This is a genomic window from Methylophaga nitratireducenticrescens (assembly GCF_000260985.4).
GTDB classification, from domain to species: Bacteria; Pseudomonadota; Gammaproteobacteria; order Nitrosococcales; family Methylophagaceae; genus Methylophaga; species Methylophaga nitratireducenticrescens.
Map to the genome: position 1 here is coordinate 1,806,583 of NC_017857.3, position 12,263 is coordinate 1,818,845.

General features: G+C 38.6%; 11 protein-coding genes. 3 read left to right on the forward strand and 8 right to left on the reverse strand.

Annotation, left to right across the window (positions count from 1 at the left end; all coding sequences use genetic code 11):
• Positions 1-4: 4 nt before the first annotated feature.
• Both Q7A_RS08725 and Q7A_RS08730 read right to left on the reverse strand, forming a co-directional pair.
• A complete protein-coding gene (locus Q7A_RS08725; protein ID WP_014706987.1) occupies positions 5-694 on the reverse strand; it encodes a sensor histidine kinase in 690 nt (229 codons plus the stop codon).
• Between the two features lie 32 nt (positions 695-726).
• The gene (locus tag Q7A_RS08730) at positions 727-1,599 is read right to left on the reverse strand and encodes a dihydrodipicolinate synthase family protein (protein ID WP_089418524.1); all 873 of its coding nucleotides are present in this window, start codon (positions 1,597-1,599) and stop codon (positions 727-729) included.
• 242 nt (positions 1,600-1,841) lie between these two features.
• On the opposite strand from Q7A_RS08730, the gene Q7A_RS08735 reads away from it, so the two are divergent.
• On the forward strand, positions 1,842-2,744 hold the full coding sequence (locus Q7A_RS08735) for a LysR substrate-binding domain-containing protein (RefSeq protein WP_014706989.1): 903 nt from the start codon (positions 1,842-1,844) through the stop codon (positions 2,742-2,744).
• A 151-nt stretch (positions 2,745-2,895) separates the two neighbouring features.
• Positions 2,896-4,110 carry an NnrS family protein gene (locus Q7A_RS08740; RefSeq protein ID WP_238595894.1) on the forward strand — a complete coding sequence of 405 codons (1,215 nt, stop codon included), beginning with the start codon at positions 2,896-2,898 and terminating at the stop codon, positions 4,108-4,110.
• Positions 4,111-4,133: 23 nt separating this feature from the next.
• Here Q7A_RS08740 and Q7A_RS08745 read toward each other — a convergent pair whose 3' ends face one another.
• Positions 4,134-4,442: a hexameric tyrosine-coordinated heme protein gene (locus tag Q7A_RS08745; RefSeq protein ID WP_014706991.1), complete on the reverse strand. Its 309-nt coding sequence runs from the start codon at positions 4,440-4,442 to the stop codon at positions 4,134-4,136.
• A gap of 99 nt (positions 4,443-4,541) precedes the next feature.
• On the opposite strand from Q7A_RS08745, the gene Q7A_RS08750 reads away from it, so the two are divergent.
• Positions 4,542-4,958, forward strand: a complete 417-nt coding sequence (locus tag Q7A_RS08750) for a MarR family winged helix-turn-helix transcriptional regulator (protein ID WP_014706992.1) — start codon at positions 4,542-4,544, stop codon at positions 4,956-4,958.
• 695 nt (positions 4,959-5,653) lie between these two features.
• On the opposite strand, the gene Q7A_RS08755 is transcribed toward Q7A_RS08750, so the two are convergent.
• From Q7A_RS08755 to Q7A_RS08775, 5 genes are read right to left on the reverse strand one after another with little or no spacing between them, the layout of a single operon-like run.
• Complete coding sequence (locus Q7A_RS08755) at positions 5,654-7,510, reverse strand: TniQ family protein (protein ID WP_089418525.1); 1,857 nt, start codon at positions 7,508-7,510, stop codon at positions 5,654-5,656.
• Positions 7,500-8,459, reverse strand: a complete 960-nt coding sequence (locus tag Q7A_RS08760) for a TniB family NTP-binding protein (protein ID WP_014706994.1) — start codon at positions 8,457-8,459, stop codon at positions 7,500-7,502. The genes Q7A_RS08755 and Q7A_RS08760 overlap by 11 nt, the downstream gene beginning before the upstream one ends.
• Positions 8,460-8,468: 9 nt before the next feature.
• Positions 8,469-10,493, reverse strand: a complete 2,025-nt coding sequence (locus Q7A_RS08765; RefSeq protein ID WP_014706995.1) for an integrase catalytic domain-containing protein — start codon at positions 10,491-10,493, stop codon at positions 8,469-8,471.
• Positions 10,481-11,248, reverse strand: coding sequence for a hypothetical protein (locus Q7A_RS08770; RefSeq protein ID WP_014706996.1), 768 nt, complete (start codon positions 11,246-11,248; stop codon positions 10,481-10,483). The genes Q7A_RS08765 and Q7A_RS08770 overlap by 13 nt, the downstream gene beginning before the upstream one ends.
• Before the next feature lie 52 nt (positions 11,249-11,300).
• The gene (locus Q7A_RS08775; protein WP_104934726.1) at positions 11,301-12,221 is read right to left on the reverse strand and encodes a hypothetical protein; all 921 of its coding nucleotides are present in this window, start codon (positions 12,219-12,221) and stop codon (positions 11,301-11,303) included.
• Positions 12,222-12,263 lie beyond the last annotated feature (42 nt).

Genomic DNA, 12,263 nt, shown 5'->3' on the forward strand with positions numbered 1-12,263 from the left:
CTACTTACAAAGGTACATTAATCTGAATAGACGTTCCATGATTCGGAGCGCTACTTATATTGATAAAAGCATTAATTTTTTTGGCTCGTTCTTTCATGCCAATTACCCCAAATTTAAAATTATCAGTCTGAGATGTATTGAATCCTAATCCATCATCTGAAATCGAAATTTGAAAGGTATTATTATTTCTACCAATTTTTACTTGTACGTGTTTTGCCTTTGCATGACGGCTGATATTTACTAAAGCTTCTTTCACTATCTGATAACATTGAGATAAAACAGAATCATTAATACAGGCGATTAAACCAAGCTGGTAATTGAAAGATATTGATGGATTAAGCTCTTCCCATTTAGATAATAACGTTTGATAATCTTCTCTCGTTAAATGATGTGAATCGTTAGAAGCGATTTTTTTGGTTCTCAAAGAGGCTAATAATTTTTTCAAACTATCATTCATGTCATTACTGACAGATTTCATCTCATTTGCATAATGATAAGCTGATTTTAATTTTTTACTGGCAAGGATCTCTGAAATATAAAGCGTCATAGTAGTAATGTATTGGCTTAAATCATCATGCAAATCACGTGCTAAATTTTCTTGTAATGCTGTAATTTCTTTAATTATTTCCATTTCAGATTGATCATTAATAACATTATAAGGTTGAGTATTTTCGATTTGTAATGGAAGTTTCATTAGATTACTCCAAAAGGGCGACTTATGGTGATTTATAATTTATTCAATAATTCTATTAGTTCTGTTTTTTTATCATCACTGAGTTTTCCTAAAGGTTTTCGTGGCTCTCCTACAGCTTGACCAAAATAATTTAAACCTGCTTTAACGACGGAAGATAAGCCATTATTGACCATAAATTCAAACAACAACCGATATTTTTCAAATAGCTGTATAGCTTCAATTTTGTTTCCATTTTTAACAAGTTTATAAATGGATTTTGCTTTATTGCCAATTAAGCTGGGCGATACAGTACACCAACCGTCTGCACCTGCTAATAAAGCTTCTACAGCGATAAAGTTGCAACCACAAAGAACGTTGGCTTTGCCATTAAGTGCTTTAATTAAATGGTCAACCTTTTCAACACTGCTACTACTTTCTTTGATCATGACGATGGAAGGGATTTGTTCGACTAATTTACAAAGTAATTCGATGGAAATGTCTGTTCCGGTTACTGCAGGATTGTTGTAGACCATTATTGGTATAATCAATGATTCTGAAATAGCTCGATAATGCTCAATTAACTCATCATCTGAAGCGTAATTCAGTGCAGGGCTAATCATGAGAACATCTGCACCTTGAGATTGAGCAAACTCTGCCATAACAGTACTTTCCTGAGGTGTCGACTCACAAATGCCTACCACAACGGGCACTCGTGACTTCACACAATCAACAGCCAGGGAAATAGCCAGTTTTTTTTCATCATTTGTCAGGGATGAACATTCGCCAGCACAGCCAAGAATAGCAATTGCATCCGCACCATCATGTATTAATTCATTGATGATAATTGACATTTTTACAACATCAAGGTTACCAAGAGCGTTGTAAGGGGTAATAACATAGCTGATAACTCCGGAGAGTTTTTTCATCTTTCGTACCTATTCTGTATAAAAGCAAAGCCTTACGCTGAGTTCTGACGGGATGTTTTTCCCGATGAGGTATATGCTTACATATCTAAACAGAAAATAATAAGTGTAAATTTCTATCATAATGATAACATTTAGTTATCAATTAAAAATGTTGAATTGAATATCCTTATCGATCTTCAAATTTAGCCGGTTAAACGTCATATTGCTGTTTATTTGTGATCTTTGTTATGTAAGAGTTGGTTATGGAATTACGCCATTTGAGGTATTTTAAAATCGTTGCTGAATTACAGCATTTTCACAATGCAGCTAAAGTGTTATGTATCACACAACCTGCTTTATCAAATCAGATCAAACAGTTAGAAGAAGAACTTGGTACAAAGCTGTTTAACAGAGTAGGTCGAAGGGTACTGCTCTCAGAGAGTGGTGAAGCTGTGCTCTCCGCAGCTAATCAAATTCTGAGCGAGGTTGCAGAACTCACTAATGCCGTTACCAATATCGAAAAAGGTAATTCCGGTACTATAAAAGTCGGAGTTTTGCAGTCAATTAATGCGTTGTATATCCGGAAGATAGTCACTGAGTTTGATCGCCAGCACTCCGGTATATCTTTAAATATTATGGAACTTCCCAATATTGAAATTGAACATGGAGTAGCAAATGGAACGCTTGATATTGGAATAGGGTTTTTGTTGAGACAAAATTATCAGAATTTACTGTTCGAAAAGCTTTTTGATGAAAATTGGAAGTTAGTTTTGTCATCACAAAGCGCGCACTATGCAGAAGACATTATGATGGGAAAAAAACATCCACTTAAAGCCGTTTTACTGCCTAGAGAATTCGAAACAAGGGCAATAGTGGATGCTTATTTTGTAACCAATAAAATTCAACATTCGAATATAACCGAAGTGAATAGCATTGCGTTTATACTTGAATTAATTGAAGCAGGCAGTTCGTTTAGTATACTTCCAGCAATATTTACAGAAATGAATTTAGGCACAAAACTTGTTGCCATTGATCTTGAGCCTGCGATACCACCGCGCACAATTGGTTTATTCATGGACAAAGACAAGCTTCAAAAAATATCTGTAAATAATTTTAGTTCTCTAATAAGAAACTTTCTTAAAGACAAATCTTTTACCATGCCATAAAGACATTATGCATTTACGTCAGATATCAAGACAGTTTACAAAAATGCACAAAATGGGGCTCGGCAGGTACGTTGTGCCATCATATGCTCAATCAACGCAACATGAAAAACCTTTGCGTTTTGGTTAAAAATTATTGAAATCAAGGATTTAAATGATGACGAAACAAAACCTACTAACGGAAAATGAAAAAGCCATTGTGCCCTTATTTCGCCAGGCATTTAGACCACTTTTTTTGTTTGGGGCGTTTTTTAGTGTGATTGCCATATTGCTGTGGGGCTTAACCATATCCGGTCATATTAATAATCTCAACTTTGTTGGCAACCAACTGTTTTGGCATAGCCACGAAATGATCTTCGGGTTTGTCACAGCGATAGTAATCGGATTTTTATTAACCGCTGTCCAGAATTGGACGGGGCAGCGAGCGCCGCACGGCAGGACACTGATATTCATTGTTATGTTATGGCTGATGGGAAGGCTTGCCATGCTCTTTGGGGCCGATTTATCGATATGGCTGGTAATTGGGATTGATTTAAGTTTTTTACCCGTTTGCGCATATTTATTAGCGAAGCCCATCGTGCGAGCCAAACAAACTAAAAACCTTTTTTTCATTCCGGTGTTGTTATTACTCACGATATGTAATGCGTTTATGTATATAGGGCTGATGGTGGAACGCCCGGATATTCAACAAACAGGCAGTCTTAGCGCTGTTTTACTTATCACCTTATTGATGACAGTGATTGGTGGCCGGGTTATTCCTATGTTTACCGCAAACGGAACTCAGACATCCAAAGTTAACAATATTTTATGGTTGGATATAAGCGCTCTTATAAGTGTTTGGCTATTGTTTGCCTTACATTTTTTTATGCTCACATCCTTCCTTCCCTCTAGCATTCTGAGTGTGTTGTTCGCCATTTCAGCAATATTAGTCTTTATTCGTGGATTTAGATGGAAGATTTGGATCACCTTGCGAGTACCATTGTTATGGTCTTTGCACATCGGTTATTGGTTTATTCCATTAGGGTTGATGATGTTTTCTGCACATTATGCAGGTCTTGATATTCCTTATAGTGTTGCCTTACATGCATTAACAGCTGGCGCAATGGGGTCAATGATACTCAGTATGATGTCCCGCGTATCATTGGGTCATAGCGGCAGATCCTTAACCCCTAAACGTCTAATGTCATTGGCATTTATGTTGATAATTGTCGTTGGGTTCATTCGAACATTATTGATTTGGCTGTTACCTGCACAATTATCTTTATGGTTATGGGTTAGCATCCTTGCTTGGGCTGCGGCTTATACCCTGTATACCATCATTTACTTTCCGGTATTAACCACCCCCAGACCCGATGGACGACCAGGCTAAACGGCATTGCGACACCATTGTTATTATTTACGCCAATAATCGTTGGCAATAGCTATCGTTTTGAATTCTATTGCCACAAGCTCAGCAGCATCTATTAGAAGTGCAGGATCTTCAGCATATTTGGCTCTCACACGATGTTTTGCTGCAGCGTCAGTTTGAATTGTTCCAATCGTTTTACGCACTAATTTAATGGCTAACTGACGGCCTTCATACGGTGTTTCCGTGATTAAAGTAGGAACATAGTTATCATCAGCGGCCATTTCATTGGCAGACAGAGTAACAGGCATTAAAAATGGCAGTGTCATCAAGATTATTGAATAAAGTGGTTTCATTTGAGTTATCCTATTGTTCGTTAACGAAATGTACGTACGCTAACAATAATAGCCATAACTAAGTTAGTCAAGTACCTAATTTAAGGTTACAGGATACCAATGGGCCCGTTATTACAAGATCAAGTGTGCTTTGCTTTGTACTCAACAAGTGGGGAGGTCACCAAAGCGTATGGAAAGCTGTTAAAACAGCATCGGCTGACCTATCCACAGTTTGTTGTGATGATGGCATTATGGAAAAATGATGGTGCTTCCCCCACACAGCTTGCCAGCGTAGTTGGCTTAAGCAAAGCGACATTGTCTCCCATCTTAAAAAAGCTGGAAGCGACCGGATACCTTCTGAGAAAAAGTGTGCCAGATAATGAGAAAACCAAATCCATGGTTTTGACCCAAAAGGGACGCGAGTTTGCGGGAGAGGGAGAAGCCATTGCCAAAATGGCATTATGTGCAACTGGCTTGAATGAGACAGAGGTTAACCAGTTAATAGCTATCTGCAATAAAATCAAAAACAATCTGTAACTATACTAATCAGCCTTTAGCCGTTCCAATAAATTTGAGTTATACAAACTTAAACTATGTTCAAGTTGTGACTTAATATCAATAGTGCTGAGGAGATCTTATGAATCAGATTAAACAATTGTTTTAAAGTTTATTAAATGAAAAAACCGGTCAATGATGAATTTCATTGACCGGCTATAATTGCTCAAATACATATAAGATACAAAATATGCAGTATAAAGAGTTTTACCTATTATTGGAGGTAAAACCTGTTGAAGACCCTTTGCAGCTTATGGTTGTGATGACAAAATCTGTCGTGCAACTGATGTAATGACCCTTGGAATCTATATATATCAATGGGTTACATTTTTACTATAGCATCTGCTAACCATTGATTTATAAGCAACAGGTGACCGTGTACCGATAAAAATAACTGATCAACTGACCGTGAATGGCCCCAAATAACGGATCCGGTGACCGTGGATAATGGTAGAGGAGGGTCTAGATTGTTTACTAAGTATGAATTTTTACAGACAGATAATCGTTTTAATGGAATAACTTGATTATAAGATCAGGTTAGAATTTTCCGCTTTGAGATGAAGCTAAAAGCAGATACCCCATTTTTTTTGGCTCTGGAACTATTTTTGTTATTGAGAGAGACTCAAATGTGTAAACCTCAGAATCGGTTTTTAGTGGAATAATCCGATTTGAAATTATTATTTGAATTTACTACTGTCATTATTTCTGGAGTCAAACCAGCCTTCTGGGAGGCCAACTTTTTTCTCCATACGCCTTACTGCAAGATTACCAAAGCTTTTTCTTTCCCTAAGCATCATTGACAGGGTACCCTCTGAACCACCAAATTTTCTGGTGAAATCAGTGATTCCTCCATGTTTATCAATAAGCAAAATTAAATTTTTAACCCTTAAGGAGGAAACATTTTCTTGGTTGTATGATGGTTTTCTTCCTGTTTTAGTGTCATAAGAAGCCATTGACTTAATCCTTTGTATATCGAGATCCTTTAATTTCTTTTTCAGATAAATCTTAACCAAAGTATTATCCGGCTGAGGCGTAATACCGACAGCAGCAAGTTTTTCGGCAAGGTTTGTCGCATTCTCTCCCAATTCTTCAGCGATACTCCCGATCACAATAAATTTATCTTTAAATCGATCTAGTGAATCCCTTTTAATCAAAAGTCTTCTACTCCCTGAGGAGTCATGTTCCAGTAAAAAACCATGATTTATCAAATCAACTACTACAGAATGGTAAGTGTGCAATACCTCGCCAGCCTCTTTTACCGTTAATGCGTCATCAGGTCTGAGCTCTTTCCTTTTAGCCTTTTCAGTATCTATGTTAAGAACATATAGTTGATTGATTAAATTTTTTCCTTTGAAGTAGATGGGTAACTTTTCTGAAAGAACGCCATGAACAATTTCTTCAATAGGGTAGTGCTTAATGCTTGTTAGGCTAATTTTCCCATTATATGGCTGTGCTTTTTGAATAAGTTTGCCAATCAGCTCATTAACCGAATCAAGATTGACCATTAGAAATTTATGCTGCTTTTTGTCATCACCTGTATCGTTGAATACTTTGGATGCTATATATTTTTCCTCGATTAGCTTTTTGAGTACAAAGGCAGAAATGCCAGCACTCCTCGCTGTCTCATTGATAGGTGCCCACCAGACAGAAACTGGTAGTTCGAATGTGCGGTTTTCATTATCAGGAACTGTATTGTTGAATTTCCCCCCAGCAGATAGCGCTCTTTCTTTGATTGCACTCGGCAGATTTGGTAGGTATTGCCATTTTGCAACAACCTGATTCTGGAAATTTGCAAGAGACTGAGTGAACGTAGGTTCGTCAGAACAATATGGCCATAACCTATCGATTAGGTCTCTCATTTCTGAAACAGATTTGAGTTGTGGACTTAGTCTATGATGTGGACGAAGACAATCTGGACTCGTTAAAAGCCATCCAAGCATCAATCGATCAAGTAACTTTTCAATTGCATTCACATTATCAATTTTGTCCATAAGTGCTTCTGTGCATTCTAACTCTTGTTCTGAAGCAATAATTTTATTTGCTGGCTTATGACATACTAAACAGAACCTGGATAGCATATGAGCGGTTGAGTATGTCGTCCCACAAGCATGGCAGCTATCCACTAATTGACATTGATGTTCTGGACACGCAGTTACAAACGAAATCAACCAAGCTCTTTGATGGGGACGACCTTCTCTGACACATGATGGGCAAAATCGCCAGCTGTTAAATGAGATATAGTCGTCCGAGACTGTACCAGGCATCGGACTTCGAAGTGTTAGAGCAGCTTGTTTTACTCGAAGAGGTTCTTCACCAGTAAAACTTGCCAGTGCCTCTATGTTGACATTACCTTTTGCCAGCATACGCATATGATTTTTTGTTAAACCATTTCCGCTTGTTTCCATACCGAAATAATTAGCAATTGAAAACATGCTGGCGTATGAATTTACATGCGTTGCACGTGATAATAGGCCAGGCAGTGATTCACCCTCCAACAGCAAACACTGCACTGGCAAGTGATATTTATTTTCCAAAAATCTCTCCCATGCCTCTGGCTGTTGGGGCCAGTGTTCGTTTCGTCTCTAAATTTACAGAGAAGTTCAACACCTTCTCTAAGCTCACATCAAAAGCATCAGTCAGCCCATCTTGGCTATCAATTTGTTTAATTGTGGCACTATGAAGATGCTCAGCAGTTATCGTCTCACTTCCTGACTTAAGCGCATTATTGATCGCCGTTGTGAGAATGAGAACCAAAGGGCGCATCGCACCTGATGTGGCCGCATAACATCTGTCTTCAAAATCAGGACATTCAACTTGGATCCCATGTTGGCCTATTGTTTGGACATATTTGAGGGTAACTGCTCGCCATGACGATCTGTCCTTCGGATAGAGAAAATGACTAAGATAATAGTGAGTTTGGAATCGGCTTCGAATTTGTTCATCGGCATTCCACAAAACCATCACCGAACTCATTCCAGACAAAACAAATGAAACGCCCGTCTCGTCCAGTATTTTAAAGGCATTCAGAATGTTATCGATGACTTTTTGGGAGGGGTTACCACCAGGGATTAAATGTTGAATTTCATCAATGATTATCAAACGACACTTTCTCTCTGAAATTGTCGCAATTAACCTTCGTTCTAAATCTTTTGTTGTAGAACGCCTCGCAAGTGGGTCTCCAAACCCTACCAGTAATTCAGAAAACATGCCTTTCACAGTAGAACCAGAGGTTAACTGGGTTCTTATCACAGCGTCCTCGCCATAAAGTTTTGTGCCATGCTTCAATAAAGCTTTGGTTAAAGTTGTTTTACCCACACCGCTGTTACCATGAACAATCATGCCACTTCCAGGCATCCCTTCATCTTTCAGTGTCATCAAGCTCATGCCGCGATCAAAAGCTTTCTGAAAATTACCATGCGGGATACATCTTGAGAGGATCGCTTCATTTAACGTTTTGATTTTTTCATTATTGTTTACAGTCATAATTTTTCCTTAAAATTCAATTTCATCAGGGATATTTTCAATTTCATCTGTTAATTCGTCTTTCATTGTCCGAAACTCATCTGCACCTTCTTCCGAATGAGATTGGTTAGAGAGCGTTCTGGGAAGTTCAGGTTGACTTGGTTTGTTTATTTTTCGTTTAGATTTATTTGGTCCTCCTTTGATATATCTGGCAGCTTTTGCCGGTAGTTTCTTTGTTCCTTTAGCTTGGGTGAATTCATCAATTTTGTTTTCAAGTGCCAATACCGCATCATGGTATTCATGGCGAGATAGGTTGGCTTTCTTGCGGTTATTCTTTTCTCTTAGCACAACTTTGTGATTGAAAAAGCTTCGGCCATGGGCGATCTTTTCTTTAGATTTAACCTCAAAAAATGTGTGATTGAGCTCATCAAAAACCCAAATCACGCCCACATCAGATTCAGACCACTTGAATTCGACGGTAGGGTTTTTACCATCATAATGAGACACGATTTGGTTTCTGTATCGAGACAGCCACTCATTGTTGAATGTGAGAGAGTTGAAGTGGACCCCGTCCGGTTGAATACTAAAACGCTTTCTGCTGGACTTTGATAAACATAGTTTTACGTAGTCCTCTTCAAGTCCAGAACCTGCAAAACCATTCTTTTGTATTGAATTAGCCCATAATTGATTAGGGGTATAACCATCCTTGTTAGGCGTTATATGCCGTAGAGTTACAATCCACTGTAAAAAAAGTTCTTTAAATTCATCAAACGATAAGTGAGGATAATCTAAGCCGTGTTTCTCTGGTTCGTATTTGTATACCTGACCGTTGTACTTGGAAAATAAACGTTTGTTTGTTTTACCAAACTCTCGCTCAACTTCAGCTTTATAAAAGGCCTGTCGGGGAGGCGAATAGCTAAGAGTAATACCTAATTCGATAGCAGCTTGTTCAAGATCTCGACCAAGAAAGTCCTTACCATTGTCTAGGATTAATTCATCAGGGATCCCAAACATAGGCCACTGCCAAGTTGTATTGCCGCCCATTTCACTCATGATCTTTGGACTAATAGCCATCTTCAACGCATTCATGACCGTGTCAGCATTTGGTGCGTATGGAGAAATCCAAAACCCCAGAATCGCCTCACTGTAACGATCAACTAACAGTGTTACCCATGGTCTTACCAGCACACCTAAACCGAGATCGACATAAACATCTGCTTGTGTGTGATCTGCCTGGACAAGTTCAAGGTGTTTACTGACGATCGGTGACATTCTCTGGTGACGAGTCATTTTGTAGGCGTATTCATGGCTGAAACGCGAAGTTAAAACTTCGTATTTATCAAGTTTTTGAATGTGGCGACATAGCGTGTTATAACTCGGTGTGTCGATTAACTTCTGCCCGTTGGCACTACGCTGCCTATTTTCTAAATCAATTTTCGCAGCCATGAGCTCATGAACATTTCTGGCCGAACGGCGATGTTTATTCAAATAAACTGACTTAATAATTTCTTCAAGAAGCTCTAATTGCTCTGGACTCAATTTGGAATGAGTGTTGCCTGATGGCGATCTAATAAGGCTCAGGACATTCCCACCAGACTTTTGCCAATAGCGATACCAGCGTCTCACTGTAGCTTCGCTGGGGCTGTTTTTGATAGCTGTTCTATCAAGCTCGTGGCAGTTTTTTAGATATTTTTTGTGAGTTTGAATTACAAAATTAGTTACAGGTTTTTCAGAGAGTTTGCCTCCATTTCGCCGATAGGCATCCATTTCTGTCATATAAAAATGACGCATCAATACTTCATCAAGTTGATTTTCTGGAATAGTAGAGAGATTCACCTGAAAATTTGGCATTTCCCGGTAATAATCTGAGGTTTCATGCAGTTCAATTTTGTTTCGAAGAGATAAGTCATACAACTCATCTGCTGATAGATATTTGTCTACTCGACCTTTATGCGGAATCAACTTATATCTGCCGCCGGGACCTTTCCCAGCACATGAATAAGTTTTGCCGTTTATTGAGAGACTTTCACCTTTTGAAAGACTTAAGCCAGCCATGAGTCATTTCCGAAATGGACGGATTGGCTTTGAATTGGCAGATCCCAATCAATCAATAAGGCGCCATCTAAAATCATGCCCGCCAGCACTGCTCGCACTGAAGGGTAGGCTGAGGTTAATCTCACTAGTTCATTGAAATCCATCGGCAATGAGCTGTTTAACCAAGTCTTTACATCATCAATCAGTCTTGTATGGGGAGAACCCTTACAAAAGCTGAGTAACAGTTTTGAATTATCAGTTCTGGTCGTGATGAGCTCCTGCTCTGTCAAAAGTGTATAGCTATATCCACGCTGCGCTGCGTATTGCTTCAATGCCGCGCAACGTGCCTTAAATTTTGGAGATTTAGTGTTATCGATATAGCGAATATCGATCAGTGCGTGCCCACTTTTTAAAGTCAACTCAAAATCCGGATAAACAGTTCTGAACTTATCAAAAAAATACACGTTCACAGGATAAGGCTGAGTCTTATAGGAAAGAATTTCAGAGTAAGACTCAAAATATCTGCAGGCGTGTTTTTCAAGTGCACTTTCAAAAGTCACCAACGCTTGATTAACTCTACTTGCGAAATAGCCAATAAAATGTGTTCTGAAACCCGAACGAAATACTTCCCTTGATACAGCCTGCTTGGTTAGCTTAGTTGGAATAAGGAGCTCACACGACGGATCATCCACAAATAGCGCATCAAACGCTTCGAGACGTGGCACATCTGGGGGGATTTCTGAATAACCTAAGATTTTCTTTTTCGTTTCATTCATTTTTAATCAACCTTATGTCTATACGTATGGACAAATATAGACAAATAAAAAGTTATTTCCTCAAAGCCAATTTCAATAGTTCTTTCATAAAAGGTTCCGCTCCTGGTGAGTGATTAATTGCTGATGCGCTACGATGAATATAAAGCTCACCTGCTCTAACACCTATAATACCGAACTTGGGATCAACTAATAATTCTGAAGATACAGCGTCTTTTTCTTGAAGTATAATCCAGCAATAGTCCACGTATGCTTCAGGTAAACTAGTTTCAATGTTAGTTGCAGCATCAAATTCGTAATGTATTTCAAAAGTATGTATCTGGACTGGTGAGTCCAGCTTCAATTGAACTAGTGCTATTGCGTCATAAGTTAGATTTTTTTGTTTATCATAAATTTTAGGATAGACATAACAACGAGCAGGGCTATTGACCTTAGTCCAAGAATGATTTTGCGATAGCACGAGAATGCTTTCAGCCTCAAAGCGATCAGCTTCATTTAAGCTAGCTACGAGTAGATCATCACCTCGTCCCCGGTTAGTTGCTCCTTGAAGGGCCGGACGATAAGCTTCCCAAGTTTGCTTGACTGAACGTATGGATGCTTTACCTGTAAGAATTTGTTCCGATAATTTAGTTGTAATGTCAGTAGGAGCCACACGTTCCAAACGTTCAAGAATCTCTAATGCCTCAGCTGAGATAAAATCCGGAAGTTCTTCTAATTCACATAAAGTTTGATTATGTGATCTGAGTTTATTGTAATAGCTTCCAGCTTTTTTGTAACGCCAACATCTTGCTCTAGAGATATTGTAAGTGGTTGATATAAAGGACATCCATTCAGAAAAATTTGCAAATCCATAACGCCAGAGTTGATCGCGTTGAACTTTATCAATTACAGCAGCAAATGGCCCCCACAGTCTATCATCTAACTGGCTAACGGCTTTAGCAGTTATTTGAGGTAGGGTTTTCTCATTAATATCCATTTGTGTATCATATATCATGTTTGTCCATTCGTCAAGACTAAG